The organism is Micromonospora rhizosphaerae (assembly GCF_900091465.1).
In the GTDB taxonomy this organism is placed as follows: Bacteria; Actinomycetota; Actinomycetes; order Mycobacteriales; family Micromonosporaceae; genus Micromonospora; species Micromonospora rhizosphaerae.
Genome location: NZ_FMHV01000002.1, coordinates 702,674 through 720,741, shown reverse-complemented (window position 1 = coordinate 720,741; position 18,068 = coordinate 702,674). Strand labels below are relative to the sequence as shown.

At 72.9% G+C, this 18,068-nt stretch carries 18 protein-coding genes and 1 tRNA gene; 12 read left to right on the top strand and 7 right to left on the bottom strand.

Annotated features, from left to right (window positions below):
- The first annotated feature begins 78 nt into the window (after positions 1–78).
- From GA0070624_RS03505 to GA0070624_RS03480, 6 genes are all read left to right on the top strand, one after another.
- Complete coding sequence (locus GA0070624_RS03505; protein ID WP_091336607.1) at positions 79–1,251, top strand: thiolase family protein; 1,173 nt, start codon at positions 79–81, stop codon at positions 1,249–1,251.
- 204 nt (positions 1,252–1,455) lie between these two features.
- Entirely contained in the window at positions 1,456–1,968 is a 513-nt protein-coding gene (locus GA0070624_RS03500; protein ID WP_091336605.1) for a hypothetical protein, read from the top strand.
- 69 nt (positions 1,969–2,037) lie between these two features.
- Positions 2,038–2,730: a response regulator transcription factor gene (locus GA0070624_RS03495; protein ID WP_091336602.1), complete on the top strand. Its 693-nt coding sequence runs from the start codon at positions 2,038–2,040 to the stop codon at positions 2,728–2,730.
- A complete protein-coding gene (locus GA0070624_RS03490) occupies positions 2,723–4,249 on the top strand; it encodes a sensor histidine kinase (RefSeq protein ID WP_091336600.1) in 1,527 nt (508 codons plus the stop codon). Before GA0070624_RS03495 ends, GA0070624_RS03490 begins: the two co-directional genes overlap by 8 nt.
- A gap of 55 nt (positions 4,250–4,304) precedes the next feature.
- Positions 4,305–4,916, top strand: a complete 612-nt coding sequence (locus GA0070624_RS03485; protein WP_091336598.1) for a hypothetical protein — start codon at positions 4,305–4,307, stop codon at positions 4,914–4,916.
- 279 nt (positions 4,917–5,195) lie between these two features.
- Entirely contained in the window at positions 5,196–5,903 is a 708-nt protein-coding gene (locus GA0070624_RS03480) for a glycosyltransferase family 2 protein (RefSeq protein ID WP_091348064.1), read from the top strand.
- Between the two features lie 112 nt (positions 5,904–6,015).
- Here the strand turns inward: GA0070624_RS03480 and GA0070624_RS03475 are convergent, their stop codons facing one another.
- Both GA0070624_RS03475 and GA0070624_RS03470 read right to left on the bottom strand, forming a co-directional pair.
- Positions 6,016–6,912, bottom strand: a complete 897-nt coding sequence (locus GA0070624_RS03475) for a transketolase family protein (protein WP_091348061.1) — start codon at positions 6,910–6,912, stop codon at positions 6,016–6,018.
- A 2-nt stretch (positions 6,913–6,914) separates the two neighbouring features.
- Positions 6,915–7,616 carry a transketolase gene (locus tag GA0070624_RS03470; protein WP_091336596.1) on the bottom strand — a complete coding sequence of 234 codons (702 nt, stop codon included), beginning with the start codon at positions 7,614–7,616 and terminating at the stop codon, positions 6,915–6,917.
- A 45-nt stretch (positions 7,617–7,661) separates the two neighbouring features.
- On the opposite strand from GA0070624_RS03470, the gene soxR reads away from it, so the two are divergent.
- The gene (gene soxR / locus GA0070624_RS03465) at positions 7,662–8,132 is read left to right on the top strand and encodes a redox-sensitive transcriptional activator SoxR (RefSeq protein WP_091336594.1); all 471 of its coding nucleotides are present in this window, start codon (positions 7,662–7,664) and stop codon (positions 8,130–8,132) included.
- Between the two features lie 4 nt (positions 8,133–8,136).
- Here the strand turns inward: soxR and GA0070624_RS03460 are convergent, their stop codons facing one another.
- Positions 8,137–9,111 carry an NAD(P)H-quinone oxidoreductase gene (locus GA0070624_RS03460; RefSeq protein ID WP_091336592.1) on the bottom strand — a complete coding sequence of 325 codons (975 nt, stop codon included), beginning with the start codon at positions 9,109–9,111 and terminating at the stop codon, positions 8,137–8,139.
- Between the two features lie 9 nt (positions 9,112–9,120).
- On the bottom strand, positions 9,121–9,345 hold the full coding sequence (locus GA0070624_RS03455) for a zeta toxin family protein (protein ID WP_141714925.1): 225 nt from the start codon (positions 9,343–9,345) through the stop codon (positions 9,121–9,123).
- A gap of 96 nt (positions 9,346–9,441) precedes the next feature.
- On the opposite strand from GA0070624_RS03455, the gene GA0070624_RS03450 reads away from it, so the two are divergent.
- Both GA0070624_RS03450 and GA0070624_RS03445 read left to right on the top strand, forming a co-directional pair.
- Positions 9,442–9,530 (top strand) — tRNA-Ser (locus GA0070624_RS03450).
- Between the two features lie 187 nt (positions 9,531–9,717).
- Entirely contained in the window at positions 9,718–10,251 is a 534-nt protein-coding gene (locus tag GA0070624_RS03445; RefSeq protein WP_091336590.1) for a YbhB/YbcL family Raf kinase inhibitor-like protein, read from the top strand.
- Positions 10,252–10,531: 280 nt separating this feature from the next.
- On the opposite strand, the gene GA0070624_RS03440 is transcribed toward GA0070624_RS03445, so the two are convergent.
- Complete coding sequence (locus GA0070624_RS03440; protein WP_091336588.1) at positions 10,532–11,242, bottom strand: class I SAM-dependent methyltransferase; 711 nt, start codon at positions 11,240–11,242, stop codon at positions 10,532–10,534.
- Between the two features lie 210 nt (positions 11,243–11,452).
- On the opposite strand from GA0070624_RS03440, the gene GA0070624_RS03435 reads away from it, so the two are divergent.
- A complete protein-coding gene (locus GA0070624_RS03435) occupies positions 11,453–13,264 on the top strand; it encodes a hypothetical protein (protein ID WP_245718643.1) in 1,812 nt (603 codons plus the stop codon).
- A gap of 36 nt (positions 13,265–13,300) precedes the next feature.
- Here GA0070624_RS03435 and GA0070624_RS03430 read toward each other — a convergent pair whose 3' ends face one another.
- A complete protein-coding gene (locus tag GA0070624_RS03430) occupies positions 13,301–14,083 on the bottom strand; it encodes an IucA/IucC family C-terminal-domain containing protein (protein ID WP_091336586.1) in 783 nt (260 codons plus the stop codon).
- Between the two features lie 314 nt (positions 14,084–14,397).
- On the opposite strand from GA0070624_RS03430, the gene GA0070624_RS03425 reads away from it, so the two are divergent.
- A complete protein-coding gene (locus GA0070624_RS03425) occupies positions 14,398–15,921 on the top strand; it encodes a peptide deformylase (RefSeq protein ID WP_091336584.1) in 1,524 nt (507 codons plus the stop codon).
- Positions 15,922–16,021: 100 nt separating this feature from the next.
- Here GA0070624_RS03425 and GA0070624_RS03420 read toward each other — a convergent pair whose 3' ends face one another.
- The gene (locus GA0070624_RS03420; RefSeq protein WP_091336582.1) at positions 16,022–17,137 is read right to left on the bottom strand and encodes a globin domain-containing protein; all 1,116 of its coding nucleotides are present in this window, start codon (positions 17,135–17,137) and stop codon (positions 16,022–16,024) included.
- A 144-nt stretch (positions 17,138–17,281) separates the two neighbouring features.
- Here GA0070624_RS03420 and GA0070624_RS03415 point away from each other — a divergent pair, with 144 nt between their 5' ends.
- Positions 17,282–18,055: a CPBP family intramembrane glutamic endopeptidase gene (locus tag GA0070624_RS03415; RefSeq protein ID WP_091336581.1), complete on the top strand. Its 774-nt coding sequence runs from the start codon at positions 17,282–17,284 to the stop codon at positions 18,053–18,055.
- Positions 18,056–18,068: the final 13 nt, after the last annotated feature.

Below are 18,068 nucleotides of genomic sequence, written 5' to 3'. Positions count from 1 at the left end.
GATCCCCCGACCCGGGGGCGGACGGCCGGGCCGGTGAGGACGTAGGATCGGGGCAGCGCAAGTTACCGGGGAGTAGACATGAGTGACGCAGTCATCGTCGGTGCGGTACGGACCCCGGTCGGGCGGCGCAAGGGCAGCCTGGCCGGCGTGCACCCGGTCGATCTCTCGGCGCACGTGCTTCGTGCCCTAGCCGAGCGGACCGGCATCGACCCGGGGCAGGTCGACGACGTGGTCTGGGGTTGCGTCTCCCAGATCGGCGAGCAGTCGTGGAACGTCGCCCGCAACGCCGTGCTCGCCGCCGGCTGGCCCGAGTCGGTCCCCGGCACCACCATCGACCGGCAGTGCGGGTCCAGCCAACAGGCGCTGCATTTCGCCGCCGCGACCGTCCTCTCCGGTCAGGCCGACCTGGTGGTCGCCGGTGGCGTCGAGTCGATGACCCGGGTGCCGATGGGTTCCAGCGTGGCCGGCGGCATGCCGTTCAGCGAGCAGATCCTGGAGCGCTACCGGGGCGTCGAGGGGGTTGCTCAGGACTCCCCCCTCCCGTTCAACCAGGGCGTCGGGGCCGAGCTGATCGCCGAGCGCTGGCGCTTCTCCCGGGCCCAGCTGGACGAGTTCGCGCTGGCCAGCCACGAGAAGGCGGCGGCCGCCCAGGACGCCGGGGCGTTCGACCCGGAGCTGGCCCCGGTGGCGCTCGCCGACGGCGGCAAGTTCGCCGCCGACGAGGGCATCCGCCGGGACACCTCGCTGGCCAAGCTCGGTGAGCTGGCCACCCCGTTCCGGGCCGACGGCGTGGTCACCGCCGGATCCGCGTCCCAGATCTCCGACGGCGCCGCCGCGCTCGCCGTCACCACCAGCGAGTGGGCCAGTCGGCACGGCCTGCGCCCGCTGGCCCGGGTGCATACCGCCGTCGTCGCCGCCGACGACCCCGTCACCATGCTCACCGCCCCCATCCCGGCCACCGCGAAGGCGCTGCGCCGCGCGGGGCTGGGCATCGAGGAGATCGGGGTGTACGAGGTGAACGAGGCGTTCGCCCCGGTCCCACTGGCCTGGCTGGCCGAGACCGAGGCGGACCCGGAGCGGCTCAACCCGCGCGGCGGCGCGATCGCCCTCGGCCACCCGCTCGGCGGGTCCGGCGCCCGGATCATGACCACGATGCTGCAGCACATGCGGGACAACGGGATCCGGTACGGCCTGCAGACCATGTGCGAGGGCGGCGGCATGGCCAACGCCACCATCGTCGAGCTGCTCTGACCTGCGCCGCCCGCGCCGACCCCGGGCTGACCCGCGGGTGGTGCCGGAAATGGCGTCGCACGGCCAGTCCCTCCGCTGGCTCTGACCCGTCATCCGTTCCGAGCCGGGGCGGAATGCCGGACACCCGGTGCGACGCGCGGCCTGCAAGTTCCGCGAATCGGGAGTGACCCATATCACTCGTGCTTCGTGCTCGTTGCATCTTGCATGGACGTGTTCTCGCGTACGTTCCTTCCGGCCGCCGCCGAGACCGGCCTGGCGACCCAGACGGTCAGCCGTCACCTGCCGATCTTCCGCCGGTGCGTGGGCTCCGGCGACGCCACCATCCTGGTCACCCGGTGCAGCCGCCCGGATCACCCGGTCGGTGGCGAGTACCTGATGCTCCTGACCCACCGGCGGCTCGTGGTCACCCAGGAGACCCGGGTGCTGCACCGGCTGCGCCTGCACCTCAACACCGAACTGCGCGAGCTGACCAACGTCACCTGGAGCCCGGACCCGCGCTCGCAGAGCGTCGAACTGGCCGCCACCGCGATCGACGGGGCGCGTGAGCGGTTCCTCATCCGTACCCACCACCCGAAGCAGGTCTGGCAGCTCGACACGCTGCTCAACCACGCCTTCCGGACCCGGCTGCGGACGCCCCGGGAGCGGCTGGTCGCCACCATCGGCGAGCCGCCCGCCGCCGCCCGCCCCGCCGCGTTCCGCCCGGCGGCGGTGCGCTGACCGGGTCCTTACCGAACCCGAACATTCCCCGGACCTCTCCGCCGCCCACCGGTCGGTAATCATGGGCCGGTGAACGCCGACGCCGCGCAGCGCGGGCTCGTCCTCGTGGTCGAGGACGAGCCGGCCATCGCCGACCTGGTCCGGCTCTACCTGACCCGGGACGGGTTCGGCGTACACCTGGAACGGGACGGCGCGGCCGGCCTGGCCGCCGCGCGGCGGCTGCGCCCGGTGGCCTGCGTGCTGGACATCGCGCTGCCCGGCCTGGCCGGGACGGAGATCTGCCGGCGGCTCCGCGAGGCCGGCGACTGGACGCCGGTCATCTTCCTCACCGCCCGGGACGACGAGGTCGACCGGATCGTCGGGCTGGAGCTGGGTGCGGACGACTACGTGACCAAGCCGTTCAGCCCGCGCGAGCTGGTGGCCCGGGTCCGGGCGGTGCTGCGCCGCACGGCCGGCGCGCCGGCCGGGGCCGAGCAGCCCCGGGTGGTCGGCCCGGTCACCCTCGACCCGGCCCGCCGGACCGTGACCGCCGCGGGCGCCCCGGTCCAGCTCACCTCCACCGAGTTCGACCTGCTCGCCCACCTGATGGCCCGGCCCGGCCGGGTCTTCACCCGGGAGGAGCTGCTGGCCGGCGTCTGGGGCTACGCCGCGCACGCCGGAACCCGCACGGTGGACGTGCACGTCGCGCAGGTCCGCGCCAAGCTCGGCCCGGCCAGCGTGATCCGCACCCATCGCGGCGTCGGGTACGCGGCCGATGCCTGAGTCCATCCATCAGCAGCCGCCCGCCGGCCCTTGGCCGCAGGCCCGTCCACAGTCGCCCGCCGACCCGTCCCGACCGCACCAGCCGACCGTCGCGCTGCCGGTGATCGGGCCGCGCCCGGCGCCGACGCCCCCGCGGCGTCGGTTCGCCGGCACGCTGACCGCCCGCGCGGTGCTGGTCACCTGCGCGGTGGCGCTGGTCTCGGTGCTGGTCACCGCGCTGGTCGCGGTGCCGCTGGCGGTACGTGGCGCCGAGCGGCGCGACCAGGAGGCGCTCGCCGCCCAGGCCCGGCTGGCCGCGGACGTGCTCCGGGTCCGCGCCGTCCGGCAGCGGGACAACGCCGGGGAGCGGCTGATCCGCCAGCTCCGCCAGCAGGACATCGACGTGTACGTCATCCGTGCCGGCACGGTGGACCGCCCGGGTCTGCCCCGGCAGGTGGTGACCCGGGTCGCCGGGGGGCGGGACGTCTCCGGCCGCCGTCTGGTCGACGGCGAGCGTGCCCTGGTCGAGGGGCGGGCGCTGCCCGGCGGGGACGGGGTGGTGCTGACCCGGGCCACCACCAGCGGGCCGTGGCGGCAGGTGCTCCGGGGCCTCTGGCTCCCGCTGCTGGCCGGGCTCACCGCCGGGGTGGCGGCCGGGCTGCTGCTCGCCCGCCGGCTGGCCCGGCCGATCCGCACCGCGGCCACCGCCGCCGCCCGGCTGCGCGCCGGGGACCGTGCGGTCCGGGTGCCGGTCGAGCCGCCCGACGAGGTCGCCGACCTGGCGTACGCGCTGAACGGGCTGGCCGCCGCGCTGGCCACCAGCGAGGGACGGCAGCGGGAGTTCCTGCTCTCGGTCTCCCACGAGCTGCGCACCCCGTTGACCGCGATCCGGGGGTACGCGGAGGCGCTCGCCGACGGGGTGATCGGTGCGGACGAGACGCCCGGCACCGGCCGGACCATGCTCGCCGAGGCGGAGCATCTGGACCGGCTGGTCAGCGACCTGCTCGCGCTGGCCCGGCTGGAGGCCGCCGACTTCCCGCTCGAACCGGTGCCGGTCGACCTGTCCCGGCTGGCCGCCGAGGCGGAACGGACCTGGTCCGACCGGTGCGCGGCGGTCGGCGTCCCGTTCCGGGTTGAGGCGCCGGACCGACCGGTCCCGACGTACACCGACCCGGGGAGGATCCGGCAGGTGGTCGACGGGCTGCTGGAGAACGCGCTGCGGGTCGTACCTCCGGGGGCGCCGGTGGTGCTCGCGGTCCGGCCGGCCGGGGTGGACCCGGCCGCCGGCGGCGTCGTGGAGGTCCGCGACGGCGGGCCCGGTTTCACCGACGACGACCTGGCGGTGGCCTTCGAGCGCGGCGCGCTGCACCAGCGCTACCGTGGCGTGCGCAAGGTGGGCAGCGGGCTCGGGCTGGCGCTCGCTGCCGGGCTGGTCCGCCGGCTCGGCGGTGACATCGCGGCCGGACACGCTCCGGAGGGCGGGGCGGCGTTCGCCGTCCGGCTGCCCGGAGATCCTTACCTGACCCGAACACAGGGCTGACGATCCGATCGCGCCCGCGCGGGACGCTGGTGCTCCACGGACGAGAGGAAGACTGATGGCACGTCAGGGAATCGCCACCGCCGTCACCGCGCTGCTCGCGGCGGCCGCGCTCGGCGTCAGCGGCTGCGGCCCCGCCCAGGTCGCGCAGGACACGGCCAGGGAGACGGCGGTCGAGGTCGCCGCGGCCATGGGCGCGGACGGCCAGGCGCTCGCCGCGATGGGCTTCGACGCCGCCGACCTGGACGTGGATCCGGTCGCCGCGCCCGCGCCGTCGGGCTCCGCCGAGCCGGGATCCACTGAGGCCGGTCCCAGGGACAGGCGCGGTGAGCGGGCCCAGGAGTGGCGCAACCGGCACCGGGCCCGCGTGCTGCTGCGCAGGAACATCCTGCACGGCGAGGTCGTGGTGCAGACCCGGGACGGCGGTACGAAGACCGTCGCGGTGCAGCGCGGCGAGGTGACCGCCATCGACGGCGACTCGATGACCGTCAAGTCCACCGACGGCTTCACCATGACCTGGACCTTCGGCGACAACCTGCGGGTGATCGAGCGCAGGAGCACCGTCCAGTCGAGCGACATCAAGGTCGGCACCACCGTTGGCGTGGCCGGTGCCAAGGACGGCGACGGCGGCGTGGCCCGGCTCATCGTCGTCCCGTTCAAGCAGCGCTGAAGGGAGGGGCCCCCGGTCAACGGATTCCGTTGTGAAGGGGGCCCCTGCTAGCAGGCGGGTCAGTAGACCCGGGAGCCGATGAAGTCGTCGTGGCCGCAGCCGAGCCGCGGCGACGAGCGGCCGTCGACGAGCGGCCGGCGGCTCCGCCGCCGCTCCCGACAAAGGTCATCGAGGTCCAAGTCGATCTCGGGCAGCCAAGCCGGGAGGTGGCGGGCTGCACGACGAGGAAGGGCCAGGCTACGCTAGGGCCGATTTGCTGTCGCCCCCGTGGAGATCCCCGTGAAGCTCTCGATCCTCATGCCGGTCTACAACGAGGAAGAACGCATCGCGGATGCCCTTAAGCAGGCATTGGCGGTCGATTACCCGTGCGAGATCGAGCTGGTCGTCGTCGACGACGGCAGCCGGGACGGCACCGGCGAGATCCTCGGCCGGACGGACGACGCGCGGCTGCGGGTGATCACCCACCAGCGCAACGCCGGCAAGGGCGCGGCCATCAAGACCGCCGTCGACAACGCCGAGGGTGAGTACATGGTCATCCTCGACGCCGACCTGGAGTACGACCCGCAGGACATCCCGCGGCTGCTCGAGCCGGTCCTCGACGGGCGGGCCACCGTCGTCTACGGCAACCGCACCTTCGGCAGCCACAGCGCCTACAGCTTCTGGTACGTGGTGGGCAACAAGGGCGTCACGATGGCGGCCAACGTGCTCTACAACTCGTACATCGGCGACCTGGAGACCTGCTTCAAGCTGATGCCGGTCGAGCTCTACCGCTCCCTCCAGATCCGCTCCCGGGGCTTCGGCATGGAGGCTGAGGTCACCGGCAAGCTGCTCCGCCAGCGGATCCGCCCCTACGAGGTGCCGATCAGCTACCGCGCCCGGGGCCGCGAAGAGGGCAAGAAGATCACCTGGAAGGACGGCGTGGAGGCGATCTGGATCCTCGCCCGGGAGCGCGCCCGCCGCCGTCCGCTCGGGACCGCCTCGCGCTGAGCCCGTCCCGGGCCCGTCGCCGACGAGACGACAGCACAGGACCCGCCGCCCGGCTCAGCCGTGGCGGCGGGTCCTGCCTCGTGTACGCCGGGGTTCCCGGTCTCTGCCCCGGTCAGGCCGCCACGGGGACCGGGGCCAGGAACGCGTCCACCGAGCGGCGCAGACCGGCGGCGTCCAACCCGTGCCAGCGCGTGTGGTCCTCGGGTGAGCCGTAGCGGCGTAGCTCCTCGCGTCCCACCCCGAGGGTGAGCAGCCGGTGCGGCCGGTCGGCCAGCGCCGCACCGACCACCCGGGCGGACGTGCCGGCCAGGTAGGGCTCGACCAGGATCACCTCGGTGCCGGCCAGCGCCCGCAGGCCGGCCGTGTCGAACGGCCGCGGCCGGTGGGTGTACGCCACGGTGACCGGCAGCCCGGCGACGGCCGCCAGCGCCTGGCCCAGCAGCGGCCCGACCGCCACCAGCAGCGGCGCGCCCGGCCCGGCGTCCCGGACCACCTGCAACGACCCGTCGTTGCCGCGGGCCCGGTCGTTGCTCTGCGTCGACAGCCGCAGGTACGCCGACCCGTCCCCGGCCACCGCGTCGTGGAGCAGCGCGGGCACCTCGTCGCGGTGCCCCGGCACGTGCACGGTCCAGTTCGTCAGGGTGTCGATCAGGGCGACGTCGGCCGGCCCGAGGTGGGTACGCCCGGCGGCCGCCCGGTCGTACGAGGCGCCCACGCTGACCAGCACCGCCCCCACGCCCTGGTGGTCCAGGTCCAGCTTGATCTGCTCGTACGCCCGCTCGACGAGGAACGGCGCGTAGCTGTGCGCCACCGGCCGCAGCCCGGCGAGCGCGAGCCCGCCGGCCACGCCCACCATCAACTGCTCGCGGATCCCGACGTTGAGCACCCGGTCCGGGTGCCGCAGGGCGGCCGGGGCGAACGAGGCGGCGGAGATGTCCGCCAGCACCACCGCGGTACGCGGGTCCTCGGCCAGCAGGTCGGTCATGGTGTCGATGAAAACTTCCCGCACGGTCACTCCCCGTCCGTGACGACCGCGACGACGACGTGCGGCCGGTGGTTGTCGTGCCCGGTGAGGGCGGTGTGCAGGGCCTCGTGGTCCCGGCCGCCGACGGTCGCGGCGGTCCAGCCGTTGACGGTGAACCGGCTGGCGGCGCCGCCCGGCCAGCCGTGGCTCGCCGAACGGTTGTCGATCACGATCGCGGTCAGGTTCCCCAGCCCGGTCGCCCCGGCGTACGCGATCGCCTCGTGGTTGGAGCCCTCGTCCAGTTCCGCGTCGCCGAGCAGGACGTACACCCGCGGGTCGAGCCGTCCCTGGGCCCGCAGCCCGAGCGCGGTGCCCACGCCCAGCCCCAGGCCGTGCCCGAGCGACCCGGAACCGATCTCCACGCCGGGCACCAGAAGCCGGTCGGGGTGGTCGCCCAGGCGGCTCTCCGGGCCGCCCTGCTCGTCCAGCCACTCGACCGGGACGAAGCCCTTCGCGGCGAGCCGCGCGTAGTAGCCGGCGACCGCGTGCCCCTTGGAGAGCAGGAAGCGGTCCCGGTCCGGGTCGTCGACCGTCTCCGGCGCGATCCGCAGGATCCGGTCATAGAGCACCTGAAGCACGTCGAGGGTCGAGTACACGTTCGCGCCGAACTCGCGGCCGGCGCGTACCCGGTCCAGCAGCATCCCGAAGGAGCCCGGAGCGGCCGGGTCGGTGGCGGTCGTCATGGTCATGCGGCTAGCCTGCAAGTTAAAGGGAACTTCAACTCAAGGCGACTGATGCACGAATCACTCACCATCGGACAGCTCTCCGCCCGCAGCGGAGTGGCCCCCTCAGCGCTGCGCTACTACGAGCGGCTCGGCCTGATCCGGGCCGAGCGGACCGGCGGCAACCAGCGCCGGTACGCCCGCTCCGAGCTGCGCCGGGTGGCGTTCGTCCGGATCTCCCAGCAGGTCGGCGTCTCGTTGGAGGAGATCCGGGAGGCGCTGGACTCGCTGCCGTCGTCGCGTACCCCGACACCGGCCGACTGGGCCGCCCTCTCCCAGGCCTGGCGGGACCGGCTGGACGAGAAGATCCGGCTGCTCGGCAAGCTCCGCGACGACCTGGACGGCTGCATCGGCTGCGGCTGCCTGTCGCTGCAGCGCTGCACCCTCTACAACCCGGGCGACTTGCTGGCCGCCGAGGGCCCGGGTGCCCGGCTGATGCTGCCCCGGCCCGCTCCGGAGGCGGCGGAGCCCTCAGCGGTGTGAGCCGTCACCGGACGAGCAGCACCTTCCCCAGGTGGTCGCTCGTCTCCACCAGACGGTGCGCGTCCTCGGCGTCGGCCATCCGCACAAGCCGGTCCACGATCGGGCGGATCGCGCCGGACTCGACCAGCGGCCACACCTGCTCGCGAACCCCCCGGACGATCTCCGCCTTCTCGGCCAGCGGGCGGGAGCGCAGCGAGGTCGCCGCCACCGACGCCCGCTTGGCCAGCAGCGCGCCCAGGTCCAGCTCGCCCTTGCGGCCACCCTGCAGGCCGATCACCACCAGCCGGCCGCCGGTGGCCAGCGCCGCCACGTTCCGGGGCAGGTAGGCGGCGCCCACGATGTCGAGGATCAGGTCCGCGCCCCGCCCGTCGGTCACCCGCCGGACCTCCTCGACGAAGTCCTGCTCGCGGTAGTCGATGGTGTGCGCGGCACCCAGCTCCCGCAGCCGGTCGTGCTTGGCCGCCCGCGCGGTCACCACCACGGTCGCCCCGAGCGCCACGCCGAGCTGGATGGCGAACGTGCCGATCCCGCTGCCGCCGCCGTGCAGCAGCAGCGTCTCGCCCTTTGCCAGCCGGCCCAGGGCGACCACGTTCGACCAGACCGTGCAGGCCACCTCGGGCAGGGCCGCCGCCTCGACCAGGTCGACGCCGGCCGGCACCGGCAGCAGTTGCCCGGCCGGCACGGCCACCCGCTCGGCGTACCCGCCGCCGGCCAGCAGCGCGCAGACCTCCTGTCCGACCTGCCAGCCGGTCACCTCCGGGCCGATCGCCCTGATCACCCCGGAGCACTCCAACCCCGGATACGCGGGCGCGCCCGGCGGCGGCGGGTAGTGCCCCTGCCGCTGCAGCAGGTCCGCCCGGTTGACCCCGCTGGCCCGCACCTCGACGATCACCTCGCCCGGGCCGGGCTCCGGGTCGGGCACCTCGGTCCAGACGAGTGCCTCCGGTCCACCGGGTTCTGAGATCGTGATCGCGCGCATGGCCCAGTCTTACCCGATCCGCCCGTCCGTCCACGCCCGGGCCAGGATCTCCGCCACCCTCTCCTCCGAGGGGTGCGCGGTCATGTCCTCCCGGCCGCTGACCACCATTCGGCGGAACAGGTCACCGCGCAGGTGCACCGAGCGGGGCAGCCGCCAGGCCAGCAGCTCGGCCACTGTGGACTTGCCAGCCGCCATGATCCCGGTGATCAGCACCACCGCGGGGGTGTCCCACATCCGGCGATCCTCGCAGTCAGGGTGGGACGCTCGCTGACCCGATCGGGTGCCCGTGGCAGACTAGGCACGGTTCGCGTGCCCTCGGGGCGCGGTCCGGGAGGGTTCGCCTAGTGGCCGATGGCGCTGGTCTTGAAAACCGGTAAGGGGAGCGATCCTCTTCGTGGGTTCGAATCCCACACCCTCCGCCGAAGCCCTCAGCGGGCTGATGCACTCGACATGCGGCACAACGGGCCTTCCGTCGGCCAGGAGGGCCCCACATGCCGCAACCGGGGTCGAACACCGGTCGGACACGACGCGCTTTCGGTTCGAATCAGGGGCACCGGCGAGGTATGAAGGGCGCAGGAAATCGCGCGCACCGGAAGGACCGTTTCGATGACCCTGGAACGACCGATCGCCCCGGACCCCTACGAGCTGCTGCCGACGGTGCCGTCGTTCACTCTGACCAGTGACGACGTGCAGAACGGTGAGCCGATGGACGCGCGGCACGCGCACGGCAGTGCCGGCGGCGAGAACATCTCCCCGCACCTGGCCTGGTCCCACTTCCCGGCCGAGACCAAGAGCTTCGTGGTGACCTGCTTCGACCCGGACGCCCCCACCGGCAGCGGCTTCTGGCACTGGGTGCTGGTCGACGTGTCCACGTCGGTGACCGAGCTGCCGCGTGGGGTGAAGGAGGGCGACCTGGGCGGGGCGTTCAGCATCCGCAACGACTACGGCGAGACCGGCTTCGGCGGCGCCGCCCCGCCGCCCGGGGACCGGCCGCACCGGTATGTCTTCGCGGTGCACGCGGTCGACGTCGAGCGCCTCGACGTCGGCCCGAACGCCAGCCCGGCCTTCGTCGGCTTCAACCTCGCCTTCCACACCCTCGCCCGGGCGGTCATCCGCCCGACGTACCAGATCAAGGAGTGACCGGAAGCGCGCCGTGACGGTAGTGGGGGCCGCCGCCGACGCGGAGGCCCTCACTACGTGGACACGCTGGTCAGGCGAGCGCGGCGCTCGCCCGGGCCAGAGCGGCACCTCTGCCACACGCTTTGCTCTACTGCAGTGGGGACAACACCGCGAGCCTTCGCGTGTCGCCTGGAGTGCAGCAGAGCAAAGCGTGCGGGAAGCCACCTGCCAGTCGCCGGTGGACGGCGGCCTGATCGGAGCGGTCCTCCCTGGCCGGCGGCCTGACCGAAGCGCTCGCTCCTCAGGCGGGGACGCGGGCGACGGCGAAGACGGACTGGCCGAACGGGGGGCGCAGGCGCTGCTCCGCCGCCTTGGTGGCGGGGAGGACCACGCTGTCGTAGATCTTGACCATCGGGCCCTCCTTCGGCATCAGCCGGAAGACCTTGGTCGCCATGAAGTAGCCGATCAGGCCCAGCGCGTTCGCGTAGTGGATCTTCTCCACCGTCAGGCCCGCCTCGGTCATCGCCGCCGCCAGGGTCTTCTTCGTGTAGCGCCGGACGTGGCCGGTGGCGATGTCGGCCGGGCTCATCGCGAACTGGAACGCCGGCACGATGATGACCACGGCGCCGCCCGGCCGGACCAGGTCGCGCATGCTGCGCAGCGCGCCCACGTGGTCCTCGATGTGCTCCAGCACGTTGTACGACACGGCGGCGCTGTAGTCGCCGCGCTCGGAGTGCGGCAGGAGCATCTGCCGGACCTCGATGGTCGGGTGCTCGGCGAGGCGCTCCTTGAGCGAGACCAAGCGGTCCGGGTCCGCCTCGGTGGCCGTGATCCGCGGGATGTGCTCGGACCACTCCAGCGCGTAGTCACCCAGGCCGCTGCCGATTTCGATCGGGTTGTCACCGAGGTGGGGCACCGCCAGCTCGACGAACCACCGGCGGTGGTTGACCGCCGTCGCCAGGCCTTCGAGCACCTCCGACTGAACGCGTTGATCCCCAGTGATTTCTGCCATGCGTCGATTCCTCACGATATGACTGACCCGCGCCTGGACCGACAGAGTCAACCATCCGGATGGCCGGCCTGGGAAACGGGGCACCGGGGGTGGCCGAATTGCGGTCGGGGGTGGGCACGTGATCGGCGGTTGGCGAACCCGGCACATAGTACGCCAGTACCCAGAAACATGTCACGGCCCTGCCATACTCTGACTACGCTCCGAATTGTTATGACTACTCCTGAAACGGACTCCTCCGTCGGCAGTTCCGCCCAGGACGGGCCGGACCGGGGCGTAGGACCACGCCAGGGCCGGTGGATCGACGTCGCCGCCGTGCTCAGTTTCGTGCTTCTCGCCCTCTGGGTGACCGTGCGGTTCTGGGTGAACCCGGGCGACGGGGTGCGGGACAACCGCTCCGATCAGGCGCAGTTCGAGTGGATGATGGCGCACGGCGCGCGGGTGGTGACCGATTTTGCCTATCCGTTCGTCTCGGACCGGATGAATGTGCCGGACGGCGTCAATCTCATGGCAAACACGTCCGTATTATCCGTTTCAGTCCCAATGACGCCGGTCACCGTCCTCTTCGGGCCGCATGCCGCTTTCCTCGTCTTTCTCACCGCGGGGATGACCGCCACCGGCGTGGCCTGGTATTTCGTCCTCTCCCGGGTGCTGATCGGATCCCGGGGGCCGGCCTGGCTCGGGGCCGGCTTCTGCGCCTTCGCCCCGGCGATGGTGTCGCACGCCAACGCCCACCCGAACATCGTGTCCCAGTTCGTGGTGCCGTTGATCGTCTGGCGGACGCTGCGGCTGCCCGAGCCGGGCCGCTGGCTGCGCAACGGCCTGCTGCTCGGGCTGTTGATCGTCTGGCAGGCGTTCCTCAACCTGGAGATCCTGCTGATGACGGCGATCGGGCTCGGCGTGGTGATCGGCGCGCTGGCCATCCTCCGGCCGGAGTTGCGCCGGCGGGCCGGGCCGTTCTGCGCCGGGCTGGGCGTCGCGGCCGCGGTCGCCGGGGTGCTGCTGGCCTACCCGCTGTACGTGCAGTTCTTCGGACCGGGCGCGTACCAGGGGCTGTCCCTGCTGATCCGCGGCTACCGCACGGACCTCGCCTCGTTCGCCGCCTGGTCCCGGGAGTCGGTGGCCGGCGACGCCCGGTCCAGCGCCCGGCTGGCGAAGAACGCCACCGAGGAGAACGGCTTCTTCGGCTGGCCGCTGGCCGTACTCGTGACCGCCCTGGTCTGGTGGTTGCGGCGCAGCGCGGTCGTGCTGGGCCTGGCCGCGGCCGGCCTGCTCTTCGGCCTCTTCTCCCTAGGCCGGGAGGTCCGCTTCGACGGCCGGGACACCGGTATCCCCGGGCCGTGGGCACTTCTGGAGAACCTGCCGATCCTGCATTCGGTGGTGCCGACCCGATGGTCGCTGGCGTTGACCCCGATCATCGGGGTGTTGCTGGCGCTGGGCGCGGACCGGGCCCGGACGCTGGCCCGGCGCCATCCCGGAGCGCGGCCGCAGATCCGGTTCGCCACCGGCACCGTGCTGGCGATGGCCCTGCTGCCGATCCTGCCGACCCCGCTCCCCTCGGTACGCCTCGATCCGACGCCCGAGTTCGTCACCTCCGGCGCCTGGCGGTCGTACGTGGCGGGCGGGCACAGCATCGTCACCCTGCCGCTGCCGGACACCACGTACGCCGATCCGCTGCGCTGGTCCGCCGAGACCCGGCTGGAGATGCCGCTCGCCCGCGGCTACTTCCTCGCCCCGGACACCCGGCCGGGTGGGGACCGGGTCGCCCTCTTCACCGCCCCGCCCCGACCCACCAGCACCTTCTTCACCACCATCCGACGCTCGGACGCGGTGCCACCGATCACTCCGCAGGACCGGGTCGCCGCCGTGGACGACCTGCGCTACTGGCGGGCCGGTGCGGTGCTCCTCGACCCCGGGCGGAAGCAGGCGGACGCGCTGCGCCGGGGGATGACGGAGCTGACCGGGATCCAGCCGGTCCTCACCAGCGGGGTGTGGCTCTGGGACGTCCGCCCGCTGGTCGACTGAGCGGGTCCGGGCGCCGGGGCCCGGACCGCGAGAAGGTCAGCTGGGCCGGACGCAGCAGCCCTGGCAGATCTTCGGCTGCGGGAGGGTGAAGGCGAGGCAGCAGGTCCGGCGCTGGACGGTCGGTTCGCCGGCGGGGCCGGGCACCAGCTCGACCAGATCGGCCAGGCCGAGCGCGTCGAGCAGCGTCTCGATGCTCCGCGTCGACGAGCCGGGCAGCGCGTCGGCGGCCCGCAGGATGCCGTGCGCGATGCCGGAGGCGACCGAGCCGAGCAGCGTACGGGTGCCGATCCGGACCTCGGCCTGGATCGCCGCGATCAGCGGTGAGAAGTGGGCGTCGAGCAGCGAGGCCCGCAGCGCGGCGAGCAGTTCGGCCTCGTCGGCGACCACCCGGACCTGCGGAGCGCCGGTCAGCGCCAGCGGGTCGTTCGGCAGCACCGCGACCGTGGTGGAGCGGCGCAGGCCCAGGGTGAGCAGCGGGCGGTGATCCTCGAAGTGGATCAGCACGTCGGCCGGGTCGAGCAGCGGCACCCGCCGGGCGGAGGCCCAGCCGAGCACCACCGGCAGCGCCGTCCAGTAGCTGTACGACTTCCAGGCCAGCGCGGCGCAGGCGTGCGGGGTGCCGCCCCAGCGCAGCGTCGCGGCGTGCAGGAACTCGGGCAGCAGCGTCCCGTCGACGAGTCGGCTCGCCGGGGTCCAGCGCGTTTCGTCGGTGGTGACCAGCAGACCGGGCGCCAGCCCGGGCAGGTCGTCGGTGCCGAACATGGCGCGCAGGGCCGCGGTCACCGGGGCGAGCTGTGCGGCGACCTCCCGCGTCGGCATCACCGCTGTCACCTGATCCGTCCCCTGTCCGGTCGCGCGTCCGTCGGCCTGAGCTAAGGCTAGCCTAACCACAGCTCGCCGATGGGGGGAAGCCGGGTCGAGAGGTTGATGGGGAGGTCCCGGTCACTCCGGCCAGGGGACGTGGCGCGTCGGCGTACTACCCCGGCGGCAGGGGGCGAAACGCCGGCCGGGCGAGCGGCGCCAGCATCGGCGTATGTGCCCGTATTGTCAAGGAGAGTGTCGGCAACGAGTCACTTTCCGTGCACGTGCGGCCACCCCTGGTGAGACTGGTACTCCCGGCCCCGAGGAACCCGATGACGACCTCACCCATCGAGCGGGCGGCCGACTCGTTCGCGGCCGAACTGGCCCGGCACCGCATCGGTCGGGGGCTGTCCAAGAAACAGCTCGCCGCCCTGATGGGCTTCGACCCGTCGTACGTCAGCCACGTCGAGGGCCGCCGGCACCGGCCCACCGAGGACTTCGCCCGCCGGGCCGAGGCCGTCCTGGCGGCCAGCGGCGCGATCTGGCAGCGCTTCCGGGAGTACGACAAACTGCGGCACGCCCGCACCGGAGCCAGGCACCGGGAGCCGCCGTTGCCCGGCCAGTGGCTGCCCCCCGGCACCGGCCTGGTGGTGGAGCGGGAGTTGGCCACGCTGACCTACGCCGACGACGGCTACCGGTGCGTGATCCGGCGCGAGCTCTACAACGCGGGGACCGAACCGGTCACCCGCTACCTGGTCCGGGTGGCCGTCGACCGCTACCCCAACGACCCGGGCCGCTCCAACCGGCACCACCGGGTGCACCCGCTCACCTTCGCCGAGCTGCAACTGCGGGCGTACCGGAACGAAGGGAGCGAGCGGGAGCCGATGCGCTGGCGGGCCAAGCACGACCGGGACGCGGTCAAGGAGATCTGGCTGCTCTTCGAGAACGCCGAGGGCCGCTTCCCGCTCTATCCGAGAGACCGGGCCACCATCGAGTACGCGTACCGCGTCGGGCGGGAGAAGTGGGGGCCCTGGTTCCAGCGGGCGGTCCGCCTGCCGACCCGGCACCTCGCCGTCCGGCTGGACCTCCCGGCAGAGCTGGACCCGCAGGTGTGGGGGGTGGAGACCTCCCTGTCGGCGGAAGAGGGGCCACTGCGTACCCAGATCCAGCGGCACGACGAGGACGGCCGGGCGCGCTTCGACTGGGCCACCGACGACCCGCCGCTGAACGCCCGCTACCGGATGCAGTGGCGGTTCCGCACCCGGCCGCGCGATGACGAGCCGGCGACTTCGTCGGGTGGCGGCCGGGCCAGCGACCGGATGCGCGGCATCGGCATCCTGCAGCGCGGCGACGACCTGCTCCGGCAGCCCGCCCGCCAGTTCGACCTGACCGGCGAGGGGCGGACCGCCCGGGAGGTCGTCGACCGGCTCTCGGTCTTCCTGGCCCGCCTCGACGAGTTGCATCCGTTCAGCAAGGGGGTCGGCCTCGCCGCCCCGCAGCTCGGGCTCGGCTGGGCCGCCGCCCTGGTACGCCCCGCCGACCGGGCGGCCGAGCCGATCGTCCTGCTCAACCCCCGGGTGGTCGACTCGGCCGCGGAGACCGACGAGCAGTACGAGGGGTGCCTCTCCTTCTTCGACCACCGGGGCCTGGTGCGCCGACCGTTGCGGATCGACGTGGAGCACGCCCAGTGGGACGGCAGCCGGGTCATCACGTCCTTCGAGTACGCGATGGCGCGGCTGGTCGCGCACGAGATCGACCACCTGGGCGGGCGGCTCTACGTCGACCGGATGGCGCCGGGCGTCCCGCTGGTCCCGGTGGAGGAATACCGGGAGACCGGGAACCCCTGGCGCTACTGAGGGCTCCGGCACCCGGCTCCGGCCCCGGGCCGTGCGGCAGAGGGCCGGGTCGCGTGCCCCGGCGGGGGAGGGGCACGCGACCCGGCTCGGGGAGGAACGTCTAGAGGTCGCCGAAGGTGTCGTACCGGATCCGGTGCGGCGGAACGTCGTCCTCCGCGAGCGCCCGCAGGGTGGCCCGGACCATCCGGGCGGAGCCGGAGACGAAGCAGTCGTGCTCCGTCCATGGGCCGTACCGGCCGACCACCTCGGAGATGTCCCCGTGCTCTCCGTCGAAGCCCACGTCCTCGCTGCAGGACGGGGTGACCGAGAGCCACGGGTGGACCGCTACCAGCTTCTCCAGCCAGGCAAGGCCGTACAGGTCGTCCCGGTGGCGGGCGCCGTAGAAGACGTGCACCCAGCGCGTCCGGTTGTACGTGGTCAGCTCCTCGACCAGGGCCTTGACCGGCGCGAATCCCACCCCGCCGGCCACGCACAGGACGTCCCGGGTCGACTCGCGATCGAGCGTCATCGACCCGGCCGGTGTGGCCAGCCGGATCAGTTCACCCGGTTTGGTCCGGCGCACCAGCGCGCCGGAGACCCAACCGGCGCCCGGCGTACGGACGTGGAACTCGAGCAGGTTGTCCTCGTTCGGAGCGTTCGCGATCGAGTAGTTCCGCCACTCCCCCGGGCGGTAGCGGGGCACCTCGACGCCGATGTACTGGCCGGCCTGCCAGGGCAGCGGATGCTGCAGCGCCCGGACGGTCAGCACGGCGACATCCGGGCCGTACCGTTCGTGCTTGAGCACCTCGGCGTGCCAGTACGGCGGGTTCTCGTCCGCCGCCGCCCCGGCCAGCATCTTCTCCGAGATGGTCGCGTACGCGTCCCGCCACGCCTGGTCGTACTCCTCGGTCCAGGCCTCGCCGGCGGTGCTACGTAGCGCGTCCAGCAGCGCGACGCCCATGTTCTCGTAGTGCCGCTCCTCGAGCTGATACTTCCGGTGCTCGCGGCCCAGGGAGCGGAGGTACTCGTCGAGCGTTTCCGGGTCGCCAAGGGTGTGGACGAAGGTGGTGACCGCCTCCAGCAGGCGGTCGCCCTGCCCGGTCATCTGCGTGGGGAAGTGTTGCCGTAGTTCGGGGCTCAGCAGGAAAAGCCGGGCGTAGAGGTGACGGCTCAGCCCTACCCGGTTCTCCTCGACCAGGGCCCAGCTCTCCTTCAGCAGCCGCGCGAAGTTGTCCATCGGCGCGCTCCTTGGGTGACGGCGGAACGGGCACCCCCAGGATGGCGACGGAGGGTGCCGGAAGGTCGCACAGAATGTGCGACCTGTTCACACTGTTAATCCGGCCCGTGGTCGCCGACGTGTTCGGTCCGGCAGAGTAGAGCGGTGACGGTTGAGGAGCTCACCCGCCCGGTGGTCCGCCGGACCCAGGGCACCGAGACGCTGCTGGTGCTCGGGCTGTCCCTCGGGCAGTCGGCGGTCTACGCCACCGTGTCGATCATCGCGAAGCTGACCGCCGAGGGCCCGCTCTCCAAGCAGACGGCCGCGCTGAACACCTCGGCGTCCGCCCGGCCGTACCTCGATCTGACGTACCAGCTGCTCGGCATCTTCTTCGCGCTGCTGCCCGTGCTGCTCGCCGTACACCTGCTGGCGCGGGACCCGGGCGACCCGGCGCGGACGCTCGGGGTTGATCTGCGCCGAGCCGGGTCGGACCTGGCCCGGGGCGCCGGCCTGGCGGCGCTGATCGGCCTTCCCGGCCTGGCGATGTTCTGGGTGGCGGCGCAGCTCGGCATCAACGCCACCCTGGTCCCGGCCGCCCTGCCGCACCTCTGGTGGGCGGTGCCGGTGCTGATCCTCGCCGCCGTGCAGAACGCCGTGCTGGAGGAGGTGATCGTGGTCGGCTACCTGGTGACCCGGCTGCGACAGCTCCAGTGGCGGCTCGGCGCGGTGATCGCGGCGAGCGCCGTGCTGCGCGGCTCCTACCACCTCTACCAGGGCTTCGGGGCGTTCCTCGGCAACGCTGTGATGGGCGTGATCTTCAGCCTCGTCTTCCTCCGCACCCGCCGGGTGGTGCCGCTGATCGTGGCGCACACCCTGCTCGACGTGGTCGCCTTCGTCGGCTACGCGCTGCTGCCCAGAGACTGGTTCGGCTGGCTCTGATCAACGCCGGTAG

Coding starts and splice junctions, on each gene's coding strand:
- GA0070624_RS03505 (WP_091336607.1), top strand. CDS start 79: ATGAGTGACGCAGTCATCGTCGGTGCGGTACGGACCCCGGTCGGGCGG.
- GA0070624_RS03500 (WP_091336605.1), top strand. CDS start 1,456: ATGGACGTGTTCTCGCGTACGTTCCTTCCGGCCGCCGCCGAGACCGGC.
- GA0070624_RS03490 (WP_091336600.1), top strand. CDS start 2,723: ATGCCTGAGTCCATCCATCAGCAGCCGCCCGCCGGCCCTTGGCCGCAG.
- GA0070624_RS03485 (WP_091336598.1), top strand. CDS start 4,305: ATGGCACGTCAGGGAATCGCCACCGCCGTCACCGCGCTGCTCGCGGCG.
- GA0070624_RS03470 (WP_091336596.1), bottom strand. CDS start 7,616: ATGACCATGACGACCGCCACCGACCCGGCCGCTCCGGGCTCCTTCGGG.
- soxR (WP_091336594.1), top strand. CDS start 7,662: ATGCACGAATCACTCACCATCGGACAGCTCTCCGCCCGCAGCGGAGTG.
- GA0070624_RS03460 (WP_091336592.1), bottom strand. CDS start 9,111: ATGCGCGCGATCACGATCTCAGAACCCGGTGGACCGGAGGCACTCGTC.
- GA0070624_RS03455 (WP_141714925.1), bottom strand. CDS start 9,345: ATGTGGGACACCCCCGCGGTGGTGCTGATCACCGGGATCATGGCGGCT.
- GA0070624_RS03445 (WP_091336590.1), top strand. CDS start 9,718: ATGACCCTGGAACGACCGATCGCCCCGGACCCCTACGAGCTGCTGCCG.
- GA0070624_RS03440 (WP_091336588.1), bottom strand. CDS start 11,242: ATGGCAGAAATCACTGGGGATCAACGCGTTCAGTCGGAGGTGCTCGAA.
- GA0070624_RS03435 (WP_245718643.1), top strand. CDS start 11,453: ATGACTACTCCTGAAACGGACTCCTCCGTCGGCAGTTCCGCCCAGGAC.
- GA0070624_RS03430 (WP_091336586.1), bottom strand. CDS start 14,083: ATGCCGACGCGGGAGGTCGCCGCACAGCTCGCCCCGGTGACCGCGGCC.
- GA0070624_RS03425 (WP_091336584.1), top strand. CDS start 14,398: ATGACGACCTCACCCATCGAGCGGGCGGCCGACTCGTTCGCGGCCGAA.
- GA0070624_RS03420 (WP_091336582.1), bottom strand. CDS start 17,137: ATGGACAACTTCGCGCGGCTGCTGAAGGAGAGCTGGGCCCTGGTCGAG.